General features: G+C 64.9%; 16 protein-coding genes and 1 pseudogene. 10 read left to right on the forward strand and 7 right to left on the reverse strand.

Features of this window, described 5'->3' with window-relative positions; all coding sequences use genetic code 11:
* A pseudogene (locus KZX42_RS16870) lies at positions 1–115 on the forward strand (IS5/IS1182 family transposase); the annotation flags it as partial.
* Between the two features lie 1,862 nt (positions 116–1,977).
* Here KZX42_RS16870 and KZX42_RS16875 read toward each other — a convergent pair.
* The 4 genes from KZX42_RS16875 to KZX42_RS16890 all read right to left on the reverse strand — a co-directional run bounded on the left by KZX42_RS16875 (position 1,978) and on the right by KZX42_RS16890 (position 6,823).
* Complete coding sequence (locus KZX42_RS16875) at positions 1,978–3,405, reverse strand: site-specific integrase (RefSeq protein WP_248121304.1); 1,428 nt, start codon at positions 3,403–3,405, stop codon at positions 1,978–1,980.
* Positions 3,406–3,564: 159 nt separating this feature from the next.
* Positions 3,565–5,520, reverse strand: coding sequence for a peptidase M61 (locus tag KZX42_RS16880; RefSeq protein WP_248121306.1), 1,956 nt, complete (start codon positions 5,518–5,520; stop codon positions 3,565–3,567).
* 135 nt (positions 5,521–5,655) lie between these two features.
* Entirely contained in the window at positions 5,656–6,141 is a 486-nt protein-coding gene (locus tag KZX42_RS16885; protein ID WP_248121308.1) for a hypothetical protein, read from the reverse strand.
* Between the two features lie 133 nt (positions 6,142–6,274).
* Positions 6,275–6,823: an FKBP-type peptidyl-prolyl cis-trans isomerase gene (locus KZX42_RS16890; protein WP_248121310.1), complete on the reverse strand. Its 549-nt coding sequence runs from the start codon at positions 6,821–6,823 to the stop codon at positions 6,275–6,277.
* A 107-nt stretch (positions 6,824–6,930) separates the two neighbouring features.
* Between KZX42_RS16890 and KZX42_RS16895 the strand changes: the two genes are divergently transcribed.
* From KZX42_RS16895 to KZX42_RS16910, 5 genes are all read left to right on the forward strand, one after another.
* Positions 6,931–7,617, forward strand: a complete 687-nt coding sequence (locus KZX42_RS16895; protein WP_248121312.1) for a hypothetical protein — start codon at positions 6,931–6,933, stop codon at positions 7,615–7,617.
* 299 nt (positions 7,618–7,916) lie between these two features.
* Positions 7,917–12,032, forward strand: a complete 4,116-nt coding sequence (rpoB, locus tag KZX42_RS16900) for a DNA-directed RNA polymerase subunit beta (protein WP_248121313.1) — start codon at positions 7,917–7,919, stop codon at positions 12,030–12,032.
* A 126-nt stretch (positions 12,033–12,158) separates the two neighbouring features.
* Positions 12,159–16,355 (forward strand): DNA-directed RNA polymerase subunit beta', encoded by a 4,197-nt coding sequence (gene rpoC / locus KZX42_RS16905; RefSeq protein WP_248121315.1) that lies wholly within the window; start codon positions 12,159–12,161, stop codon positions 16,353–16,355.
* Positions 16,356–16,478: 123 nt separating this feature from the next.
* Positions 16,479–16,613 (forward strand): hypothetical protein, encoded by a 135-nt coding sequence (locus tag KZX42_RS17285; protein ID WP_282438995.1) that lies wholly within the window; start codon positions 16,479–16,481, stop codon positions 16,611–16,613.
* Positions 16,614–16,653: 40 nt separating this feature from the next.
* Complete coding sequence (locus KZX42_RS16910; RefSeq protein ID WP_248121317.1) at positions 16,654–16,797, forward strand: hypothetical protein; 144 nt, start codon at positions 16,654–16,656, stop codon at positions 16,795–16,797.
* 8 nt (positions 16,798–16,805) lie between these two features.
* Here KZX42_RS16910 and KZX42_RS16915 read toward each other — a convergent pair whose 3' ends face one another.
* Genes KZX42_RS16915 through KZX42_RS16925 form a run of 3 tightly spaced genes read right to left on the reverse strand, consistent with a single transcriptional unit; the run spans position 16,806 to position 18,960 of the window.
* On the reverse strand, positions 16,806–17,642 hold the full coding sequence (locus KZX42_RS16915) for a hypothetical protein (protein ID WP_248121319.1): 837 nt from the start codon (positions 17,640–17,642) through the stop codon (positions 16,806–16,808).
* Positions 17,639–18,331, reverse strand: a complete 693-nt coding sequence (locus tag KZX42_RS16920) for a hypothetical protein (RefSeq protein ID WP_248121321.1) — start codon at positions 18,329–18,331, stop codon at positions 17,639–17,641. Before KZX42_RS16920 ends, KZX42_RS16915 begins: the two co-directional genes overlap by 4 nt.
* Before the next feature lie 32 nt (positions 18,332–18,363).
* Positions 18,364–18,960: a hypothetical protein gene (locus tag KZX42_RS16925; RefSeq protein WP_248121323.1), complete on the reverse strand. Its 597-nt coding sequence runs from the start codon at positions 18,958–18,960 to the stop codon at positions 18,364–18,366.
* A 429-nt stretch (positions 18,961–19,389) separates the two neighbouring features.
* On the opposite strand from KZX42_RS16925, the gene rpsL reads away from it, so the two are divergent.
* The 4 genes from rpsL to KZX42_RS16945 form a co-directional block, all read left to right on the forward strand.
* Positions 19,390–19,764: a 30S ribosomal protein S12 gene (rpsL, locus tag KZX42_RS16930; RefSeq protein ID WP_008260482.1), complete on the forward strand. Its 375-nt coding sequence runs from the start codon at positions 19,390–19,392 to the stop codon at positions 19,762–19,764.
* 81 nt (positions 19,765–19,845) lie between these two features.
* Complete coding sequence (gene rpsG, locus KZX42_RS16935; protein WP_248121325.1) at positions 19,846–20,319, forward strand: 30S ribosomal protein S7; 474 nt, start codon at positions 19,846–19,848, stop codon at positions 20,317–20,319.
* A 150-nt stretch (positions 20,320–20,469) separates the two neighbouring features.
* Positions 20,470–22,548, forward strand: a complete 2,079-nt coding sequence (gene fusA, locus KZX42_RS16940; protein WP_248121327.1) for an elongation factor G — start codon at positions 20,470–20,472, stop codon at positions 22,546–22,548.
* A 111-nt stretch (positions 22,549–22,659) separates the two neighbouring features.
* On the forward strand, positions 22,660–22,786 hold a 127-nt coding region (locus KZX42_RS16945), incomplete at its 3' end, for a GTP-binding protein (protein ID WP_231492570.1).

Below are 22,786 nucleotides of genomic sequence, written 5' to 3' on the forward strand. Positions count from 1 at the left end.
AATCATGTTTGGCCGCCTGAAAGACTGGCGACGGGTCGCCACTCGCTACGATCGCTGCCCGACCGTCTTCCTGTCCGCCATAGCCCTCGCCGCCACAGTGCTGTTCTGGCTATGAGTCCTGAGCCTAGTCCGCGCTTCAGAAATTTTTGCGTCGATTTGAAAGAGCTGCGCTCGGGAGGCTTCCTCATTCGCGAGTTCGACGTTGACTTCAACAAAGCGATCCAAATACCCAAGTAGCGCTCCGGGATCTTCCTGTGCCTTCTGGCTGATTTTTTGAGTTTCCCCTTGGCCATAGCACTCGATCGGGATGGTATCTGGCCCTTCTATCGGATCACCCACGTTCGTGGCGCACACGTCCCCCTTGCTCCAGGCCAACTGATGGCCTGCGCCGGCCTCATCGCGAAACACGACGTCAATACGGTCGGGCCACACGTCGGAGTTCACGACAGAATTGCCACTTGGGTATTTCGAGAACGCGCGAACACCTTCGAATGTGGTCGATTTTCCGGTGCCTCGGCCCCCGATGATGCAGGTCAAGTTTTTGCTGAAATGGATCGCCTGGTCTTTGATGAAACCACCCTTGAAGCGGATGCCGGTGATAATCGGAACAGAACGAGGAACCTCATCTTCCAAGCGGACGCGAGCTTCAGCGTCGGAAAGTGCTAGCTTGAGAGCCTCGAAGCTGAGCGTCTGAAGCTTGTATCGCGTGACGCGCTGATCGCCGGCAGCGTTGCGACCTAGCGCGGCCAAAGTATGGGAATCAGAATTGAGGACGCGCGCAAGATTGCTGGATGTCGAACCAATTCGCCCCTCACGATCGCGACCGATTCCGGCCCTGACGTTGTCGGGGTCTTTCGGCGTGTAACTGATGTCGGAGGCAGCATTCTTTAGCTCGATGCCGAGCAGTGAAGGATGGCTGAGGATGTCAAGTTTGTGGGGGGCGGCGCCCGGCATCTCGCGCTCTAGGCCCTTCGGCCCATCAACATGTGCCAAGAGGGCAAATCCGCCATGACCCTGGAGCCTATTGAGGCAATCAATCATGGCGTTTTCTACCCGAGAGTTCGGGTTGCCGGAGTCACGCACGGTTAGCTGAGCATGGAACTGCTGAAGGGAGCGCAGGTCAGGCAGGTAGCAGAGCAGATGCCCCTGCATTGTGCTGAGTTCCACTGCTGGAACGACGAGCACTGGTTTGCCCCGCGCGGTATCGATCGCCGCCTCGACCGCAGATATTTCGTTGTGGTCGGCAATGGCGATGACCGAAAGGCCGTTGTCGATGGCCGTCTGCACGATGTTGACAGGCGTCGCAGCCGGGTCGGTTACGTCGTGTGATCCAACTACGGTGTGGATATGGAGGTCGCCACGCACGAAGCTTGCACCGTTCGGTAATGCCAAGACGTCGTTGAAATCTGTTGTGTTTGTCATGCCCGCTCCCTTCGGTCAGACTAGCACAACCAAGGCGTGACGAAACCGCTCAGCTAAACTCTACCAACACCAACCGTGCAGACGGGAGCTAGCTCTCGTCGTGGTTCGGGACGCGACGGTTCTGACGGCATCCAAATGGAGACAATTTGTCGGGATTGCATGCGTTAGGAGTGCTTAGCGCCGGAATGTCGTCAGCGGCGAGACCGCCGGATCTGTATCAGAATGCTGAGCCTGGCGCATACTGCGTCGAATGCAAGCGAGCGCGTTCCGCAGTGCAAGCTTAGCGGACTGATGTTGGTGGCAATCCTACGAAGGCCAGGGCCTTGCTGTCGCCCCTCCAAGAGCGCCACGGCGCGCGGGGGACAAGCGGCGGAAGACGCAGGCCAGTGGGCCGCATCGAACTCGACGCGGCTCAATCCACCGGCCTGCTTCGCCAATCGGCCGATCAAGAGCGCAGCTGCGCATCGGACGCTAGGCAGAGGGCACAGACCAGCCCTTCGCCACCAGCGGCGCACCGAACTCGGCGCGTGATCCTCGGCGGCGACGGGCAGGACATCAATGAGGTCTGCGCGGCTCGGTGCTGATCTTCGCCCGCGCGTTCCGTTTGATCTTCGCGGTTTGCTTTTCATCCGCCGGGATCGCTGGCTCCTGCGGCTCCCAGTCGCTCATGCCCTGCAACACGAGGTCGGCATGCTTGATGGTGTCCACATGGCCGTAATGCTCTTGGATCATCTGCACCGACGTTCCCATCTGCTCGGCCAGCAGCAGTTCACTGACGCCTTCGGTCAGGCGGATGGTGGCGTAGGTGTGCCGGAACGAATAGGTCGAGCGCAGAATGCCGGATGGACCGACCCGCAGGTTCGCGTGGTCCAGCAGGTCCGCGATGAAGGCCTTGTAGAGGGTGCGTTCCTCTGCGCCGGTGGCGCTGCTGAACACCGGAGCTTCTGGCGCGGTGCTCACCGCGATGGCGCGGATGCGGTCCAGATATTTCCCGACATTGCTGCTCGGCGCGACAAGCTGGCGGGACTTGCCCTTGCCACGCACGGACAACACCGTCACCGGCTGACCGTTCTTGTCAGTCGCCTCCATCACGTCGCGCCAACGCAGGTTACGCGCCTCTGAAGGCCGCATGCCGGTGTTGCACATGATCAGGACGAATTGATAAACCATGGCCCGGTACCAGCGGGCGGTTTCGGTCTTCGCGGCATCGACCCACTTGGTGCGGGCGTGGGTATGGAGGCGGCGGTATTCCTCCAGCGAGAACGCATCCCGGCGCTGCTTCTCAAGCGACGGCATGCCTTCGATCCGGTGATGAGGCGGGGCCTCCTGTTTGGAAACGGCGTCATTGATGATGGCGCGGTAGATCTTCATCTCGAAGCGAATGGTCGCGTCACTGACGATGATCCAGTCCGTGTTCTCGGGCTCCGGGGTCTCCGCCGTTTGCTTGCCGACCGCGCCCCCTTTCTGCTTCGCCTTGTCATCGGCGAGGGCCTTGGCAGCATCGCGTTCGGCGTCCGTCATCGGTCGCACATTGCCATGGCGCGTCATCCGCCCCTGACCGAGCGACCGTCGCCAGGACGGATAGTTCTGCCAGCGGTCCAGAGCGATGAGGTCGATCTGGATCTTGCCGACATAGGGATTGAGCTGGTTCTTCACGACCGACTCGATGAGCTTCACCCGGCCCGGCGTGATCTCGCCGCGCTGCGCGCGCAGTCTCTGCTCTGCGATGTAGTCCTTCGCCACCGCCGAAAATGGACGGTTGAACACCGGCAGATTTCGCTTCAACGCAAAGCGGACTTCGCTTTCGTGGTCGTAGGCTAGGGTACGCGCCGTCGTGATGTCCGGCGTCTTTAAGGCGATGGTCTTGTAGCGCGTCGCCTTCGGCAGTCGGACTCGACAATACCAATCCCGGGTCTGCAAATCGCCCCGCCGGAAGATGACCAGTCCGGGTTTCAGCTCTTCCTTGTCCGTGACAAACGCCATGACAGCCTCCATCGTCGTGCAGATTTCGTGCACATCGCGGCGCTAAGTCATTGATCTGCCGTGACGTGCATACATCGTGTATGAACTTCATAGCACAAAATATCGTTTGATTCTAGCAAGTTAGCGTTTGGGACTTATCCCAGCGGGAGAAGGATATTTTTATCGCCGCCTTGGCGTCAGGATGTCGGTAAGGCGGTCGGGCGTTCCGGGGATGCGTTCCAGGCGGGGGTAGCGAAGGCCGTCGTGGTAGTCGAGGGCGACGGTCTTGAACTGGTCGCCGTCCTTGACGATCAGCGCAACGGGGACAGCCGGGTCCTTGGCGGCGGTGACGGCGGCGGAGAGCCTGTCGGGCGTGGCGGCCTGACCGTCGACGGCGACGATCTCCATGCCCACGGCCAGGCCCGCCTTGAAGGCCGGGCTGTCCCACTGGACGCTGCGGATCTTGTTGCCCTCGCCGGTCTGGAAGCCCAGGGAATAGGTGAAGTCGTTGCGCTTCAGCTCGGCGTACAGGGTCTTCATATAGTCGGTGGGCTTGTCGGCGAAGGCCAGGCGCCAGCCGCCGCGCGCCAGGCCGTCCAGCGGGGCGCGGGCGTTCGGACCATCGGCGTCCAGACGGGTGCGCAGGAAGGTGGCCCAATCGCTGGCGACCACGCCGTTCAGGGCCGCGACTACATCCTCGAACGTATAGGGGGCGGGCGCGTAGCTGCCATCCTGGACGCCGTAGAAGGCGCGGGCGAAGTCGTCGAGCGACTTGCGGCCATTCGTCTTCTCCCGGATCAGGGTGTCGACGTCGAGCCAGATCAGCTGGCCCTCGGAATAGTAGTCCTCGTCGCGCTGCCACGACAGCCAGCCCTTGGCCTGGCGCTGGCTGATGATCGGGTCGTTGGTGGTGTCCTGAAGAGCGCGCCATTGGCGGCCGACGCGCGCGTCATAGGTCGCCGCCGTCAGGGCCAGGGCGTCCATCGCCTGTTGCGCGGTCAGAAGACCCGAACGGGCGGCGATGACCTGGCCGTAGTATTGAGTCTGGCCCTCATAGACCCACAGCAGGCTGTTCTGCAGGGGCGAGTTGAAGTTGGGCACATACTGGTCGGCGGGGCGGCGCCATTTGCCGTCCCAGGAATGGTTCATCTCGTGGCTGAGCAGGTCGCGGTCGGACAGGTGCGTGGCCCAGCCGGTGAAGAAGGCGGGATCGACCGAGTTTTCGGAACTGCGGTGATGCTCCAGCCCGATGCCGCCCAGCTTGTCCGTCATGGCGATCAGGAAGTCGTAGTGGTCGAAGTGACGCGCGCCATAGAGGCGGTCCATCTGCGTCACCAGATTCCGCAGAATCTGAATCTGCTCGTCCGTGGCGTTCAGGCTGTCGGCCTCGTCGGCGACGATGTTGGCCCGCACGGGCGAGCGGCCGCCGGGATCGAGGTCGATCTGGCGATAGTGGACGCCGGCGAAGATGGGACTGTCGATCAGGACTTCCAGATCGACCGGCTTGAAGGTCTGGACGTCGCCGTTCTTTTCCAGCGGCTCCAGCGCCGTGCCGAACTGCCAGCCGGTCGGGAGTTTGACGGTGGGCTGGACCATGATGTTTCGCGACCAGTGACCGGCCGGATAGAGCAGCATCTTCTCCCACTGAAGGTTCAGCATCTCAGGCGTCAATGTGATGCGGCCCTGGGCGCCGGCGGTCGGCGAAAGGTGCTGCAGCTTCACCTCAAGCGCGGTCGCGCCGGCGGGAACCACGATGTGGTAGGCGAAGGGGCGAAGGGTGTCGCGCACCCATTCCACCCGCTGGCCGCCGGCGGTGATCTCGATTCCCGCAAGCTGGGGGATAGGGCCGACCGGGCCATGGTTGCCGGGCAGCCATTCAGGGAAATACAGCACCATCGGCCCGGCCTGGGCGACGGGAATGGTCTCGGTCACGGAGAAGATGCGCTGCGACAGGTTGGTGGCGTCGATATCCAGCTTGATCACGCCGGGATAGGCCACGTCCTGGGAGTCCGGGATCGGCGGCAGGGGCGCGGGCAGGGCGGGGGCGTAGGTCGAGGCCTGCTGCGCCAAGGCGGCAGGGGCGGCCGAGACGAGCAGAAGCGCCAGACCGGCGACGCGAAGACGGGTGGGGATCATCACGGACTCTCAAAGCCTTCCGGGGGGAGGCGCGACAGTCCGCCGCAGGAGCGGGGGCGTCAAGCGTCAGCGGTGATCCGAAATTGCACTGCACTTCCGAAAACGCGTGCAATGTACAAGAAAGTGCAATTTCGCTCAGTCTTCCTCCATCGGACGAAGAGGCGGCGTGGTTGGCAGATTGTGTTGTCTTTTCGGGTCGTTCGCCATGCCGCGATAGTAGCGTACGGCATGGTCGTCGATCTTGGCTATGGCCTCCAGATCCCGGTGCAGTCGCGACCAGCCCCGCGCCTCGATCAGTTTTCCGTCGATCATCGCCTTGGATGCGTTGGCCCAAGCCAATCGCGCCATGTCGGCGGCGTTGCAGGGCAGGCGCTGATCGATGAAGTCCAGTTCGTAGTCCGCGAGCGGCTCGAACACTGCGCCATGGGGTTGATCCGATCTGCGCCACCCCTCGGTGCGGGCGCGCCAGCGGAAGGTCGAGAGGCTGAGGCCGTGACGCTCGCATACCTCGACGGCGAAACCGCCGGCCAGATAGTCTTTGCGGGCGGCGGCCCACGTCGCAGCGGACCGTCGGGTCCAGTCGGGGGCGTTCGGTTGGGGATCGGAGCGGTCATCGGTCATGCCGACCATGATGCGCGCGCCGCTTCCTATGGCCGGAAAATTGACGCTGGCGGCCTGCAAGGCATTGAAACCACGGGCTGCGTTGTCCGCACATAGGATGGAGAGCGGGCGCCAACCATCCTATTTCCAGGGTTCAGCCGGGCTTGACCTCCAGCAGTTCGACCGAGAACCGCAGGGTGGAGTTGGGCGGCAGTTCGTCGCCGCCGACCCAGCGCGAGCCGTAGGCCAGGGAGGCGGGGATGACGAACTCGTAGATCTCGCCGACGTGCATCAGGGCCACGCCCTCGGTCCAGCCCTTGATGACGCGGTTCAGCGGGAACTCGGCCGGTTCGTTGCGGGAATAGGAGCTGTCGAACTCGCGCCCGTCGATGAAGGTGCCGCGATAGTGGACCTTGACCGTGTCGGAGCCGGAGGGCTGGGCGCCGTCGGGATGAGCCTTTCCGACGCGGCGGTATTGCAGCCCGCTCTCGGTGGTCGTCCAGCCGCGCCGCGCGCCGTTCCACGCGAGATAGTCGGCGTTGCCCTGGTCCCACAGCTGCTGGGCCGTCAGGCCGGCCTCGCCCTGAACCTGGGCGGCGGCGCGGGCGGCGGCGGACGCCGTCTCGGCATAGGTCACGGGCTGGCGTGTGGCGCAGGCGGACAGGGCGAGGACGGCGAACAGGGGAAGTGCGATGCGGATCATGCGAGCACGTCTAGCAACGCGAACGCAACGCCGCCAGATGTAGAGCTTGCCCAAACCCGTGAGGTTTGAGAGATGTCGCGGACACGGGGAGCGACGTTTTGCCAGTCATGATCCAGGCCGCCGAGCCGCCGGCGCAGGTCGTCGCCACCGCGCCCATCTATCGTCCGGTGGAGGTTCTGAGCCCGACCGAGCCGCTTGCCGTCCTGATCAAGGCGACCGCTGACCGAAACTGGAAGCCGGTCGTTCGGGATGTTCTGGCGTCCTGGGCCGCGGCGGGCGTGTCGCCGGATTGCAGCGACACAAGCGCGCCCCCCGACAGCATCGTGGCGCGCAGCGCCATGGAGAGCTTGCCGATCAAGGTGGCGCCGAACGGTGAGCAGGTGGAACGAGGAGAGGCGCTGATCCGCACGGTCGTTCCCTGGTGCGGGGCCGACCGGGAAATCAATGTCCTGGTCTTCTTTCATGGCGGACAGTGGCGCGGACTGAACATGAGCGTGGGCGGCACCATGACCGGACCCAGGCTCTATATGGACATTCTCCAGCAGGTCACGCCTCGGCTGATCCCCGTGCTCAACGCCGATAGCGGATCCTGCAGGGGCCGGGTTCCTCAGCCCGCCGGCCGACTGACCAATACGGAAATGACCTCCCTGACCGGCGATCCGCTCAATCCGACGCAATGGACCGAGCGTTGGACCTGGACCGCCTGCGGTCTGAATACGTCCCTGAATCTTGTCATGACCGTTCAATCGGATGGATCGACACGGTTCGAGACAAGCGGGCCAACGCCGAACTGAAGTTCGCCCGCGCAAGATTTGGCCCGGGGCCTTTATTTCGTCGCGAATGCGCGTATATGTGCGCGTTCCCGCACCACTCCATATGAGTCTGCGCGCAAGCGCCGAGGCCCGGTCCGTCGCCCTCCGACCGTGCGAAGGCGCGGCTCCTTCCCCAGGGAGCCGGTACATTTCAGGCGTCCTGGCCCGGCAGCGGGCCGAGGGTGGGCGCCGAAAACCTGGCTGCGGACGCTGAAAGGCGCGCCGTGGCTGCTGCATTTCACGCACGGCTTTCCCGGGTCGTGCGTCATGGGAAACACTGAATGACTGACGTCGCCCACGATCTCGCCATCAACGGTCAGATCGCCTCCGCCACCTCGTTCACCGGCAAGAAGCGCATCCGCAAATCCTTCGGGCGCATTCCCGAAGCGGTGGCGATGCCGAACCTGATCGAGGTTCAGCGCGCCTCCTACGAACAGTTCCTGCAGCGTGAGGTCCGTCCGGGCCAGCGCAAGGAGCAGGGCATCGAGGCGGTCTTCAAGTCGGTGTTCCCGATCAAGGACTTCAACGAACGCGCCATCCTGGAATACGTCTCGTACGAGTTCGAAGAGCCGAAGTACGACGTCGAGGAGTGCATTCAGCGCGACATGACCTATGCCGCGCCGCTGAAGGTCAAGCTGCGCCTGATCGTGTTCGAGACCGACGAGGAAACGGGAGCCCGTTCGGTCAAGGACATCAAGGAGCAGGACGTCTATATGGGCGACATCCCGCTCATGACGGACAAGGGCACCTTCATCGTCAACGGCACCGAGCGCGTGATCGTGTCGCAGATGCACCGCTCGCCGGGCGTCTTCTTCGATCACGACAAGGGCAAGACGCACTCCTCGGGCAAGCTGCTGTTCGCCGCCCGCGTGATCCCGTACCGCGGGTCGTGGCTGGACTTCGAGTTCGACGCCAAGGACGTGGTCTATGTCCGCATCGACCGCCGCCGCAAGCTGCCGGCCACGACCTTCCTGATGGGGCTGGGCATGGACGGCGAGGAAATCCTGAAGACCTTCTACGAGACCGTGCCCTACGAGAAGCGCGGCGAGGGTTGGGTCACGCCGTACAAGGCCGAGCGCTGGCGCGGTGTGAAGCCGGAGTTCGACCTGGTCGACGCCGACACCGGCGAAGTGATCGCCCAGGCCGGCCAGAAGATCAGCGCGCGCGCCGCCAAGAAGCTGGGCGACACCACGACGTCGCTTTCGCTGGCCGCCGACGCCCTGCTGACCAAATATCTGGCCAATGACGCGGTGAACTTCGAGACCGGCGAAATCTACGCCGAGGCCGGCGACGAACTGGACGCCCCGACCATCGAAGTGCTGGAGCAGAACGGCTTCACCACCATCGAGGTGCTGGACATCGACCACGTCACGGTCGGCGCCTATATGCGCAACACCCTGCGCGTCGATAAGAACGACAACCGCGAGGACGCCCTGTTCGACGTCTATCGCGTGATGCGCCCGGGCGAGCCGCCCACCCCGGAAGCCGCCGAAGCCATGTTCAACTCGCTGTTCTTCGACAGCGAACGCTACGACCTGTCGGCCGTCGGCCGGGTCAAGATGAACATGCGTCTGGAAAGCCCCGAGGTCTCCGACGAGATCCGGGTCCTTCGCAAGGAAGACGTGCTGAAGGTGCTGCAGATTCTGGTCGGCCTGAAGGACGGCCGGGGCGAGATCGACGACATCGACAACCTGGGCAACCGCCGCGTCCGTTCGGTCGGCGAGCTGCTGGAAAACCAGTACCGCGTCGGCCTGCTGCGGATGGAGCGCGCCATCAAGGAGCGCATGTCGTCGGTCGATATCGACACAGTCATGCCGCACGACCTGATCAACGCCAAGCCGGCCGCCGCCGCGGTTCGCGAGTTCTTCGGTTCGTCGCAGCTGTCGCAGTTCATGGACCAGACGAACCCGCTGTCGGAAATCACCCACAAGCGTCGCCTTTCGGCGCTTGGCCCGGGCGGTCTGACGCGCGAGCGCGCGGGCTTCGAAGTCCGCGACGTGCACCCGACGCACTATGGCCGCATCTGCCCGATCGAAACGCCGGAAGGCCCGAACATCGGCCTGATCAACTCGCTGGCCACCCACGCGCGGGTCAACAAGTACGGCTTCATCGAAAGCCCGTATCGTCGCGTGAAGGACGGCCAGGCCCAGGGCGAGGTGGTCTACATCTCGGCCATGGAAGAGTCGAAGTACACGATCGCTCAGGCCAATATCGAACTGAAGGACGGCCAGATCGTCGAGGACCTAGTCCCCGGCCGGATCAACGGTGAATCCCAGCTCCTGAACAAGGACGCCGTGGACATGATGGACGTGTCGCCGAAACAGGTCGTTTCGGTCGCTGCGGCCCTGATCCCGTTCCTGGAAAACGACGACGCCAACCGCGCGCTGATGGGCGCCAACATGCAACGTCAGGCCGTGCCGCTGGTGCAGTCGGACGCGCCGCTGGTCGGCACCGGCATGGAAGCGGTCGTCGCCGTGGACTCCGGCGCTGTCGTGGTCGCCCGTCGTGACGGCGTCGTCGAACAGATCGACGGCACCCGCATTGTCGTGCGCGCCACAGGCGACGTGGACGCCGCCCGCTCGGGCGTCGACATCTATCGTCTGTCGAAGTTCCAGCGTTCGAACCAGTCGACCTGCATCAACCAGCGCCCGATCGTGCGCGTGGGCGATCAGGTGAAGGGCGGCGACGTGATCGCCGACGGTCCGTCGACGGACCTGGGCGAACTGGCCCTGGGCCGCAACGCCCTGGTCGCCTTCATGCCCTGGAACGGCTACAACTTCGAAGACTCCATCCTGATCTCCGAGCGCATCGTGCGCGACGACGTCTTCACCTCGATCCACCTGGAAGAGTTCGAAGTCGCCGCCCGCGATACGAAGCTCGGGCCTGAAGAAATCACGCGCGACATCCCCAACGTCGGCGAGGAAGCCCTGCGCAACCTCGACGAAGCGGGCATCGTGGCCATCGGTGCCGAGGTCCAGCCGGGCGACATCCTGGTCGGCAAGGTGACGCCGAAGGGCGAAAGCCCGATGACCCCGGAAGAGAAGCTGCTGCGCGCCATCTTCGGCGAGAAGGCTTCGGACGTGCGCGACACCTCGCTGCGCCTGCCGCCCGGCGTCGCCGGCACCATCGTCGACGTTCGCGTCTTCAACCGTCACGGCGTCGACAAGGACGAGCGCGCCATGGCGATCGAACGCGCCGAGATCGAACGCCTGGGCAAGGACCGCGACGACGAGCTCAAGATTCTGGAGCGCAACGTCTATGGCCGCCTGAAGCCGCTGATCGTCGGCAAGAACGCCGTGTCGGGGCCCAAGGGCATCGGCCGCGGCGAGCTGACCGACGAGAAGCTGGCCGAGGTCAGCCGTGGTCTGTGGTGGCAGATCGCCCTGGACGACGAAAAGACCATGGGCGAGCTGGAAGCGATGAAGCGCCAGTTCGAAGACGCCCGCAAGCAACTGGACCGTCGTTTCGAAGACAAGGTCGAGAAGCTGCAGCGCGGCGACGAACTGCCCCCCGGCGTGATGAAGATGGTCAAGGTCTTCGTGGCGGTGAAGCGCAAGCTGCAGCCCGGCGACAAGATGGCCGGCCGTCACGGCAACAAGGGCGTCATCTCCAAGATCCTGCCGATCGAGGACATGCCGCACTTGGAAGACGGCACCCACGTCGACGTCGTTCTGAACCCGCTGGGCGTGCCGTCGCGCATGAACATCGGCCAGATCTTCGAAACCCATCTGGGTTGGGCCGCAGCGGGTCTGGGCAAGCAGATCTCCGGTCTGCTGGAAGCCTGGCAGCAGGGCGGGCAGAAGCAGGCCCTGGTCGAGCGGCTGACCGAAATCTACGGCGAGGAAACCCCTCTGCCGCAGGATGAGGAAGAGCTGATCGAGCTGGCCAAGAACCTGTCCAAGGGCGTGCCGTTCGCGACCCCCGTCTTCGACGGCGCGCACATCGGCGACATCGAGCGTCTGCTGGAAGAGGCGGGGCTGAACAAGTCGGCCCAGTCGATCCTGTACGACGGCCAGACGGGCGAGCAGTTCAAGCGCCCGGTCACGGTGGGCTACATCTACATGCTGAAGCTGCACCACCTGGTCGACGACAAGATCCACGCCCGCTCCATCGGCCCGTACTCGCTGGTCACCCAGCAGCCGCTGGGCGGCAAGGCGCAGTTCGGCGGTCAGCGCTTCGGGGAAATGGAGGTCTGGGCTCTGGAAGCCTATGGCGCCGCCTACACCCTGCAGGAAATGCTGACGGTGAAGTCCGACGACGTGGCCGGCCGGACCAAGGTCTACGAGGCCATCGTCCGCGGCGACGACAGCTTCGAGGCCGGCATTCCCGAGAGCTTCAACGTGCTCATCAAGGAAATGCGTTCGCTGGGTCTGAACGTGGAGCTGGAGAACAGCTGAGGCGTGAATGGTGAGCCGTGAATCGTGAGTGGGCCGATCCCGTCACGCTTCACGGCTCACGGATCACGAGCCGCTCTCCATCGACGAAGTTTTTAAGCGGCCCTCGCGCCGCAGAAGGAAACCAAGATGAACCAGGAAGTCCTGAACATCTTCAACCCGGTCCCGGTCACCCCGACCTTCGACCAGATCAAGATCGCCCTGGCCTCGCCGGAGAAGATTCGGTCGTGGTCGTTCGGCGAGATCAAGAAGCCGGAAACCATCAACTACCGCACGTTCAAGCCCGAGCGTGACGGCCTGTTCTGCGCCCGTATCTTTGGCCCGACCAAGGACTACGAATGCCTGTGCGGCAAGTACAAGCGCATGAAGTACAAGGGCATCATCTGCGAGAAGTGCGGCGTCGAAGTCACGCTGGCCCGCGTTCGCCGCGAGCGGATGGGCCACATCGACCTGGCCGCCCCGGTCGCCCACATCTGGTTCCTGAAGTCGCTGCCCAGCCGCATCTCGCTGATGCTGGACATGGCGCTGAAGGACGTCGAGCGCGTCCTGTACTTCGAAAACTACATCGTCACCGAGCCGGGCCTGACTCCGCTGAAGCAGAACCAACTGCTGACGGAAGACGAGTTCTATCGCTATCAGGAAGAGTTCGGCGACGACGGCTTCACCGCCGAGATCGGCGCCGAGGCCGTCCGCAACCTGCTGATGGGCATCGACCTGCACGCCGAGGCTGAAAAGCACCGTGGCGAGCTGGCCGACAATCCCTCGGAAATGAAGGCCAAGAAGGCCTCCAAGCGCCTGAAGCTGATCGAGGCCTTCCTCGAGTCCGGCAACAAGCCCGAATGGATGATCCTGACCATCGTGCCGGTCATCCCGCCGGAACTGCGTCCGCTGGTGCCGCTGGACGGCGGTCGTTTCGCGACCTCGGACCTGAACGACCTGTATCGCCGCGTCATCAACCGCAACAACCGCCTGAAGCGCCTGATGGAGCTGCGGGCGCCGGACATCATCATCCGCAACGAAAAGCGGATGCTGCAGGAATCCGTCGACGCCCTGTTCGACAACGGCCGTCGCGGTCGCGTCATCACCGGCGCCAACAAGCGTCCGCTGAAGTCGCTGGCCGACATGCTGAAGGGCAAGCAGGGTCGCTTCCGTCAGAACCTGCTGGGCAAGCGCGTCGACTATTCGGGCCGTTCGGTCATCACCGTGGGACCGGAACTGAAGCTGCACGAGTGCGGCCTGCCCAAGAAGATGGCGCTGGAGCTGTTCAAGCCGTTCATCTACGCGCGTCTGGACGCCAAGGGCCTGTCGGGCACCGTCAAGCAATCCAAGCGCATGGTCGAGCGCGAGCAGCCCGCCGTCTGGGACATCCTGGACGAGGTCATCCGCGAGCACCCGGTTCTGCTGAACCGCGCGCCGACGCTGCACCGTCTGGGCATCCAGGCGTTCGAACCCAAGCTGATCGAGGGCAAGGCCATCCGCCTGCACCCGCTGGTCTGCACCGCCTTCAACGCCGACTTCGACGGCGACCAGATGGCCGTTCACGTCCCGCTGAGCCTTGAGGCCCAGCTGGAAGCGCGCGTGCTGATGATGTCGACCAACAACATCCTGTCGCCCGCCAACGGCAAGCCGATCATCGTGCCGTCGCAGGACATCGTCCTGGGTCTGTACTATCTGTCGCTGGTCAAGGACGGCGAGCCGGGCGAAGGCAAGCTGTTCGCCAACATCGGCGAGATCGACGCCGCGCTGGACGCCAAGGTCGTGACCCTGCACAGCCGCATCAAGGCGCGCTGGACCGAGCAGGACGCCGAAGGCAATGAGGTGACCAAGGTCATCGACACCACGCCCGGCCGGATGAAGCTGGCGGCCCTGCTGCCGCGCAACCCGAACGTCGGCTATCGCCTGCTCGAAAAGAACCTGACCAAGAAGGAGATCGGGAACCTGATCGACGTGGTCTATCGCCACTGCGGTCAGAAGGCGACGGTCATCTTCGCCGACCAGATGATGGGCCTGGGCTTCCGCGAGGCGGCCAAGGCAGGCATCTCGTTCGGCAAGGACGACATCGTGATCCCGGCCAAAAAGGTCGAACTGGTCGCCGAGACCCGCACCCAGGTCGAGGAGTACGAACAACAGTACGCCGACGGCCTGATCACGCGCGGCGAGAAGTACAACAAGGTCGTCGACGCCTGGGCCAAGGCCACGGACCGGATCGCCGACGCCATGATGGGAGAGATCGCGCAGCCGCGCGTGCTGATCGAGGGCGAGAACCCCGACATCAACTCGGTCTTCATGATGGCCAACTCGGGCGCCCGCGGTTCGCAGGCGCAGATGAAGCAGCTGGGCGGGATGCGCGGCCTGATGGCCAAGCCGTCCGGCGAGATCATCGAGACGCCGATCACCTCGAACTTCAAGGAAGGCCTGACCGTCCTTGAATACTTCAACTCCACCCACGGCGCCCGCAAGGGTCTGGCCGACACCGCGCTGAAGACCGCCAACTCGGGTTATCTGACCCGCCGTCTGGTGGACGTGGCGCAGGACTCGATCGTCACCGAGCAGGATTGCGGCTCGACGCGCGGCATCACCCTGCGTGCGGTGATGGAGGGCGGCGACGTGCTGGTCTCGCTGGGTCAGCGCATCCTGGGTCGCTATGCGGCCGAGGACATCAAGGAGCCGGGCACCGATACGGTCCTGTTCCCCGCCGACACCTATCTGGTGGAAGAAGTGGTCGAGGCCGTGGACGCCGCCGGCGTGCAGTCGGTCAAGGTCCGCTCGGCCCTGACCTGCGAAGCCGACGCCGGCATCTGCGCCCACTGCTACGGCCGTGACCTGGCGCGCGGCACCAACGTCAACATCGGCGAAGCGGTCGGCGTCATCGCCGCCCAGTCGATCGGCGAACCGGGCACCCAGCTGACGATGCGGACCTTCCACATCGGCGGCACGGCCCAGGTGGCGGAAACCTCCTTCATGGAGGCGACCAACGCCGGTACGGCCCGCATCGCCGGCCCGACCGTCGTCGCGGCGCACGGCGACCTGGTGGCCATGAGCCGCAACGTCACCGTGACCGTCGTGGTCGACGGCAAGGACCGCGAGACCCACAAGGCTCCGTACGGCGCCCGCATCCGCGTCAAGGACGGCGGCGAGGTCGCGCGCGGCCAACGCCTGGCCGAGTGGGACCCCTACACCACCCCGATCCTGACCGAAGTGGGCGGCGTCGTCCGCTTCGAGGACCTGGTGGAAGGCCTGTCCGTCAAGGAAGAGACCGACGAAGCGACGGGCATCGCCCAGCGCGTGGTCTCCGACTGGCGCGCCAGCCCGCGTGGTTCGGACCTGCGTCCGGCCATGGGCGTCACCCTGGGCGACGCCTACGCCAAGCTGTCGTCCGGTTCTGACGCCCGCTATCTGCTGCCGGTGGGCGCGGTTCTGTCCGTGTCGAACGGCGACGAGGTCAAGCCTGGCGAGATCATCGCCCGCGTTCCGACCGAAGGCGCCAAGACCCGCGACATCACCGGCGGTCTGCCGCGCGTCGCCGAACTGTTCGAAGCTCGCCGTCCCAAGGACTGCGCGGTCATCGCCGAGATGGATGGTCGCGTCGAATTCGGTCGCGACTACAAGAACAAGCGCCGCATCAAGATCACGCCGGAAGTCAACGCCGACGGCGTGCAGGGCGAGCCGGTCGAGTTCCTGATCCCCAAGGGCAAGCACATCTCCGTCCACGACGGCGATCTGATCCAGAAGGGCGACTACATCATCGACGGCAACCCGGATCCGCACGATCTGCTGCGCATCCAGGGCGTCGAGGCGCTGGCCGAATATCTGGTGAACGAGGTGCAGGAGGTCTATCGCCTGCAGGGCGTGCCGATCAACGACAAGCACATCGAAGTCATCGTGCGTCAGATGCTGCAGAAGGTGGAAGTCCTGGACGCGGGTGAAACCACCCTGATCCGCGGCGACACCGTCGAAGTCGCCGAAGCGGTCCTGGAGAACGCCAAGGTCGAGAAGCGCGGCGGTCGTCAGGCCACCACCCAGCCCGTCCTGCTGGGCATCACCAAGGCGTCGCTGCAGACCCGCAGCTTCATCTCGGCGGCGTCCTTCCAGGAAACCACGCGCGTCCTGACCGAGGCCTCGGTCCACGGCAAGAAGGACATGCTGGAGGGCCTGAAGGAGAACGTGATCGTGGGTCGTCTGATCCCGGCGGGCACGGGCGCCTATCTGCGCAGCCTGCAGAAGATCGCCAACGAGCGCGACGCGGAACTGACCCAGGCCCGCGAAGATGCGATCGAGCCGCTGCCGGCCGATCTGCAACTGGAGCTGGAGAGCAGCGAAGGCTGATCTCCGGGTTCGGAACCAACGACATGAAGAGGGCGGCGCCGGCGACGGCGCCGCCCTTTTTCTTGTGGCTTGACGCGGCGTCGGGTTGTGCGGAGATAGTTCGAGGTTGTTCGGGAGGCCGCCGTGACGAAATCGGACAAGGTGCTGTGGGGGCTGACGGCCCTGGTGTTGTCGCTGTTCGTCTGGGTGGAGGCCAAGACGATGATGCTCAATCTCGGCGCCGCCATGCACGACGCCCATTGCCAGGACCACGGATGAACCAGCCGCTCGGCTGCCCAAGGCGTGTGTGGGGCGCATCATGACCAAGGAAAAACGGGCGTCGCCCGCTGCGATCGCCTTGAACGTCGTCCTGTGGTGCGGGGTGGGCTACGTCGGTCTTGCCATGGGCGCGATGCATCTTGGGCAGGTGATGCACGATATCCACTGTCAGGATCATCGCTGACGTCGTTGTCAGTCCTTACCGCCAATGCGTAATCCGCCGATGCTCGCCGAGAAGCCCTGACGGTGGCGTTCGCCTCGGTTGATCGTCGACTCCGCGCCTTGGCGCATTTCCACGCCGGGAACGTCGCCCAGGTGAGCCCCGGCGCAGCCCGTGCCGAAGTTGGAGCCGGGGCAGTCGCCCGGCCCGACTACGCCGACGCCCCCGGACAAGGGGCGGTTCATCATCTCCCATTCCGCGAGGCGTCGCGCGCCCTCGCGGGCGAAGCGGGCGTCGCGTTCGGGGTTGCCGGTGCCGGTGATCGGGGCGGCGTTCAGGCCGCGACGCATGGCGTCCTCGCGGCAATGGGCGCGCTCGGCGGCGTTCAACCGATCCGGGGTGGTGCAGCCGATCAAACCCTGGCGCAGGGCGCGGGCCATGGCGTTGGTCCGGTCGCCCGGATCGACGCGCCACGGATCGGCGGGGACCGGCACGCCCTGCGGCGCGGGCGCGGCGAGGCGGGGACGCAGGGGCGCCGGGCGCGCATCCGGCAGGGGCGACGCCTGGGGCGTGGCCGGGGTCTGAATGTTGCGGGCGTCGCGCGGCGCGGCGGCGGGCGCCGGGGCCGGCGGCTGGATCGCCGGGCGCGGCCGTTCGTCCGGCAGCAGGGGACGCGGCGTGATGTCCACATAGACGGGCCGCTGTTCCGGCGCGGTCAGCGGCGCGTCGATCCCCAGGGCCGTCAGGGACAGGACGGCGATCAGACCGGCGTTGATGACGACCGAGGCGGAGGCCAGGGCGACCTTTCGCCAGTCCGGGCGGCGCCGTCGCGACCAGGGGCCAGGCGGAAACATCGACGCAGCGGTCATTCGCGACGCTTTCTGAGGTTGGGCAGGAAGCCGTCCCGCGAGGAGAAGAGATCGATCCGAATATTCACGTCGGGGCATCCTGCCACGGGGTTTGGGTCTTCGCACGACCCTTTGACGCGCGACGGATCGGCCCGCTGAGCCTCCCACTCCGCCAGACGGCGCGCGCCTTGACGAGCGAAGGCGGCGTCGCGTTCCGCATCGCCCGTGCCCCGGATGACGGGAACGGCCTCGGCGTCGGCCCAGCGGTCTTCGCAGACACGGCGGGCGTCGAGCGACAGGCGGTGAGGGGCGTCGCACGACAGGAGGGGGACCCTCTGCCCCGGGACGGCGGCATCGACCCGCCAGCGGCCGTCGATCCCGTCGTGCGTTGCCGCCTCGGTCAGGGCCTGGCGCGGCGACATGGCCGTTCCGCCGCTGTCCGACGCATCCGTCGGGGACGCCTGCGGCCGGCGGGTCGCGGCGAGTGTTTCCTCCAATGGAGGGGCGGAGGCCGACTTCGGCGCGCGGGCAAGGGTCGGCCAGGCGTCGTCCAGATAGACGATTATCGACCCGGCGGACGGCGGCCGGACGCCCAGCTTCACATCGGTCATGCAAAGAAGCGCGACGGCCCCCGCGTTCAGGCCGACGGACGCCGCTGCAAAGCCCGCCTTGCGCCAAGCCAGACGGGCGCCGGTCGCGTTCGCCCTCATCGCGTCAGGTCCGACATCGAATCCGCCATGCGTCAGTTCAAGCCGAATAAGGATCGAAGGCCGGGGTAGGGGCCGTCTCCCTCGCGGTAGTCGCGCCAGCGTTTCTTGACAGCGGCCTCCTTGGCGAAGGCCGCTGTCCGATCCTCGTCACTGGAGCGCACCATCGGCGCGGAGGGCTCCGCGGCCGCCATGGCCAGCGCGCGGCAGGTCTGCCTGTCCTGCAAAGATCGCGCTTCACCGGGGCGGCAATCCGGCCCTTCGCTCCGCGCCGCAGCGCCCGGCGGCCAGGCGAGGTTGGCCGAGGCGCGGGGGCGGACGGTCCAGCGCGGATCGTAGTCGGGCGTCGCAGCAACATCCGACTTCGGCGGCTTGGTCGGCGCCGAAGGTCGATCCCCGAGAAGTTGCGGGGAGGGCGCCGCCGGGCGGTCTGCCGCCGCCTGCATGGCAGGGGGTGGCTGTCGCTGGACTGGGGGCTTGATGAAGACGGGCTCGATATCGACGTAGATGGGAGACGACGCCGGGATTCGTCGTGAGGCCGGGCGTCGATCCTCAAGGTCGAGCAGCGCCAGCACGCTTGCATTGATCGCAAGCGAGAGCGTAATCGCCCCTGTTCTGGCCAGCCCCGCCATAAACCATCCCCGGTTGGTCGTTCGATCAAGCTGAACGCGAAGCGTGGCGGGTTTCAGGCCGAACGACGCTCTAATGAAGACGGTCGCGCTCGTTCGTAATGCGGTGCGGAGCGAGGGGTTAACGGGCGTTCTTGACCTGAGGCCCCATCCCGCGTAGAAGCCGCGCACTCTCGAGGCGTGGCCGGTTCGCCGGTTGCCGAGAGCGTGACAATCGAACGGACGGGCTGTGCCCGCCGGAACGCCCAAAGCGCGCGTTCCGGCCCTTTGTGTTTTGTATTTCCGGTTCACCGGAGCAAACCGGGGGCGTTCGGGTCAGGCCCTCAGTCTCGATGACACCCGGGCGAGGGGATGGTCCCCCGTTCACAAGAAGGCGAGAGGCGCTTCGGTCGAAAGACACACGCCTCCATCAGAAGTCGAGACGAGTTTCGAATGCCTACGATCAACCAGCTGATCCGCAAGCCGCGCAAGCCCAAGCCCACCCGCAACAAGGTGCCGGCCCTGGAGGGTTCGCCCCAGCGTCGCGGCGTCTGCACCCGCGTCTACACCACGACCCCGAAGAAGCCGAACTCGGCTCTGCGTAAGGTCGCCAAGGTCCGTCTGGCCAAGAACGGCTACGAAGCCGTGTGCTACATCCCCGGCGAAGGCCACAACCTGCAGGAACACTCGGTCGTTCTGATCCGCGGCGGCCGCGTGAAGGACTTGCCCGGCGTTCGCTACCACATCCTGCGCGGCGTTCTGGATACCCAAGGCGTCAAGGACCGCAAGCAGCGTCGTTCGCACTACGGCGCCAAGCGTCCGAAGTAAGCCATTCGCTTCCGGGCCGTCGCGCCCGGACGCCTTTTCTAGATATTCCCGGCGCAGGCCGGGCACTGCAAGGAATAACCCATGTCGCGTCGTCACCGCGCCCAGAAGCGTGAAGTTCTGCCGGATCCGAAGTTCGGGGACCTGGTCGTCACCAAGTTCATGAACTACGTCATGTACGAAGGTAAGAAGGCCGTCGCCGAAAACATCGTGTACGGCGCCTTCGACATCCTGGCCGACAAGAAGAAGGACCAAGAGCCGGTCGCCACCTTCCACGCCGCCCTGGACAATGTCGCCCCGTCGGTCGAAGTCCGTTCGCGTCGCGTCGGCGGCGCCACCTATCAGGTGCCCGTCGAAGTCCGCCCGGACCGCCGCCGCGCCCTGGCCATCCGCTGGCTGGTCAACGCCGCGCGCAAGCGTGGCGAGAACACCATGACGGAAAAGCTGGCGGCCGAGCTGCTGGACGCTTCGAACAACCGCGGCACCGCGGTCAAGAAGCGCGAAGACACCCACAAGATGGCCGAAGCCAACCGCGCCTTCAGCCACTATCGCTGGTAAGCGTCTTAAAAGCGCCAACTGCGGCGACTATCTGAGACTATCCGGCGCGGGCGGTTTGAGCTAAATCGCCCGCGCTCGCTTATCCGCCGCATCGACGATCATCCCCGAGGGCGCGCTTCGCGTCCTGCACTACTTCCAAGGCACGTTTTCATGGCTCGTACGCACAAGCTCGAGGACTACCGCAACTTCGGCATCATGGCCCACATCGACGCGGGCAAGACGACGACGACCGAGCGGATCCTGTATTACACCGGCAAATCCCACAAGATCGGCGAAGTCCACGACGGCGCCGCGACCATGGACTGGATGGACCAGGAGCAGGAACGCGGCATCACCATCACCTCGGCCGCGACGACCGCCTTCTGGCAGAACAAGCGCCTGAACATCATCGACACCCCCGGCCACGTGGACTTCACCATCGAGGTCGAACGTTCGCTGCGCGTTCTGGACGGCGCCGTGACGGTGCTGGACGGCAACGCCGGCGTCGAGCCGCAGACCGAAACCGTCTGGCGCCAGGCCGACAAATATTCGGTGCCGCGCATCGTCTTCGTCAACAAGATGGACAAGATCGGCGCCGACTTCGACAAGTCGGTGGAATCGATCCGCGACCGTCTGGGCGCCAAGGCCGTGCCGATCCAATTCCCCATCGGCGCCGAAAGCTCGCTGAAGGGCCTGGTCGACCTGGTCCGCATGAAGGCCGTGGTCTGGGACAACGACGGCCTGGGCGCGTCCTACCGTGACGAAGAGATCCCCGCCGACCTGGTCGACAAGGCCAACGAAGCCCGCCAGTACCTGATCGACAACGCTGTCGAGCTGGACGACGAGGCGATGGAAGCCTACCTCGAAGGCAACGAGCCCGACGAAGCCACCATCAAGAAGTGCATCCGCAAGGCCGTGCTGACCGGCGCCTTCTATCCGATCCTGTGCGGCTCGGCCTTCAAGAACAAGGGCGTGCAGACGCTGCTGGACGCCGTGGTCGACTATCTGCCGTCGCCGCTGGACATCCCGCCGACCCCGGGCATCGACTTCAAGACCGAAGAACCCATCACCCGCAAGGCGTCGGACGACGAGCCCCTGTCGGTTCTGGCCTTCAAGATCATGGACGACCCCTTCGTCGGCTCGCTGACCTTCTGCCGCCTGTATTCGGGCAAGATGGAAACGGGCATGAGCCTGCTGAACTCCAGCCGCGACAAGAAAGAGCGCGTCGGCCGGATGCTGCAGATGCACTCCAACAACCGCGAAGACGTCAAGGAAGCCTACGCCGGCGATATCGTCGCCCTGGCCGGCCTGAAGGAAACCCGCACCGGGGACACCCTGTGCGATCCGCTGAAGTCGCCCGTCATCCTGGAGAAGATGGAATTCCCGGCCCCGGTCATCGAGATCTCGGTCGAGCCCAAGACCAAGGCCGACCAGGAAAAGCTGGGTGTCGCCCTGGCCAAGCTGGCTTCGGAAGATCCGTCCTTCACCGTCTCGACCGACCACGAGTCGGGCCAGACGATCCTGAAGGGCATGGGCGAGCTTCACCTGGACATCAAGATCGACATCCTGAAGCGCACCTACAAGGTCGAGGCCACCATCGGCGCGCCGCAGGTCGCCTATCGTGAATCGCTGGGCCGCAAGGTCGACATCGACTACACCCACAAGAAGCAGACCGGCGGTACGGGCCAGTTCGCCCGCGTCATGATCACCTTCGAACCCGGCGAGCCGGGCTCGGGCTTCGTGTTCGAGAACTCGATCGTCGGCGGCGCGGTGCCGAAGGAATACATCCCCGGCGTCGAAAAGGGCCTGAACTCGGCCAAGGACAACGGCCTGCTGGCCGGCTTCCCGCTGATCGACTTCAAGGCGACGCTGACGGACGGCAAGTTCCACGACGTCGACTCCAGCGTGCTGGCGTTCGAAATCGCGTCGCGCGCCGCCTTCCGCGAACTGAAGGAGAAGGGTGCGCCCAAGCTGCTCGAGCCGATCATGGCGGTGGAAGTCGTGACCCCCGAGGAATACCTCGGCTCGGTCATCGGCGACCTGAACGGCCGTCGCGGCATGATCCAGGGTCAGGACATGCGCGGCAACGCCACTGTCGTGAACGCCTTCGTGCCGCTGGCCAACATGTTCGGCTATGTGAACACGCTGCGCGGCATGTCGCAGGGCCGCGCCCAGTTCACCATGCAATACGACCACTACGAGCCGGTGCCGCAACACGTCGCCGACGAAGTGATCAAGAAGTACGCCTAAGCTTTTCCTTTTGGAAAAGCGCACCTAAATAGCGCCCGGTCGGCCGTCGGCCGGGCGCCCTTAACCCCCAAACTGCAGGAACCCCGGTTCGGGGACCTTAGGAGCTAGAGAATGGCCAAGGAAAAGTTCGAACGCACGAAGCCGCACTGCAACATCGGCACGATCGGTCACGTTGACCACGGCAAGACGACGCTGACGGCGGCGATCACGATGACGCTGGCGAAGGCTGGCGGCGCGA

Origin of the sequence: Brevundimonas sp. EYE_349 (assembly GCF_023147505.1) — a bacterium.
In the GTDB taxonomy this organism is placed as follows: Bacteria; Pseudomonadota; Alphaproteobacteria; order Caulobacterales; family Caulobacteraceae; genus Brevundimonas.

Excerpts from the sequence above, each read along its gene's own strand:
- KZX42_RS16875 (WP_248121304.1), bottom strand. The coding sequence starts at position 3,405 with ATGGCGTTTGTCACGGACAAGGAAGAGCTGAAACCCGGACTGGTCATC.
- KZX42_RS16915 (WP_248121319.1), bottom strand. The coding sequence starts at position 17,642 with ATGACCGCTGCGTCGATGTTTCCGCCTGGCCCCTGGTCGCGACGGCGC.
- rpoC (WP_248121315.1), top strand. The coding sequence starts at position 12,159 with ATGAACCAGGAAGTCCTGAACATCTTCAACCCGGTCCCGGTCACCCCG.
- KZX42_RS16920 (WP_248121321.1), bottom strand. The coding sequence starts at position 18,331 with ATGAGGGCGAACGCGACCGGCGCCCGTCTGGCTTGGCGCAAGGCGGGC.
- fusA (WP_248121327.1), top strand. The coding sequence starts at position 20,470 with ATGGCTCGTACGCACAAGCTCGAGGACTACCGCAACTTCGGCATCATG.
- KZX42_RS16895 (WP_248121312.1), top strand. The coding sequence starts at position 6,931 with ATGATCCAGGCCGCCGAGCCGCCGGCGCAGGTCGTCGCCACCGCGCCC.
- KZX42_RS16880 (WP_248121306.1), bottom strand. The coding sequence starts at position 5,520 with ATGATCCCCACCCGTCTTCGCGTCGCCGGTCTGGCGCTTCTGCTCGTC.
- rpsG (WP_248121325.1), top strand. The coding sequence starts at position 19,846 with ATGTCGCGTCGTCACCGCGCCCAGAAGCGTGAAGTTCTGCCGGATCCG.
- KZX42_RS16910 (WP_248121317.1), top strand. The coding sequence starts at position 16,654 with ATGACCAAGGAAAAACGGGCGTCGCCCGCTGCGATCGCCTTGAACGTC.
- rpoB (WP_248121313.1), top strand. The coding sequence starts at position 7,917 with ATGACTGACGTCGCCCACGATCTCGCCATCAACGGTCAGATCGCCTCC.
- rpsL (WP_008260482.1), top strand. The coding sequence starts at position 19,390 with ATGCCTACGATCAACCAGCTGATCCGCAAGCCGCGCAAGCCCAAGCCC.
- KZX42_RS16925 (WP_248121323.1), bottom strand. The coding sequence starts at position 18,960 with ATGGCGGGGCTGGCCAGAACAGGGGCGATTACGCTCTCGCTTGCGATC.
- KZX42_RS16890 (WP_248121310.1), bottom strand. The coding sequence starts at position 6,823 with ATGATCCGCATCGCACTTCCCCTGTTCGCCGTCCTCGCCCTGTCCGCC.
- KZX42_RS16885 (WP_248121308.1), bottom strand. The coding sequence starts at position 6,141 with ATGACCGATGACCGCTCCGATCCCCAACCGAACGCCCCCGACTGGACC.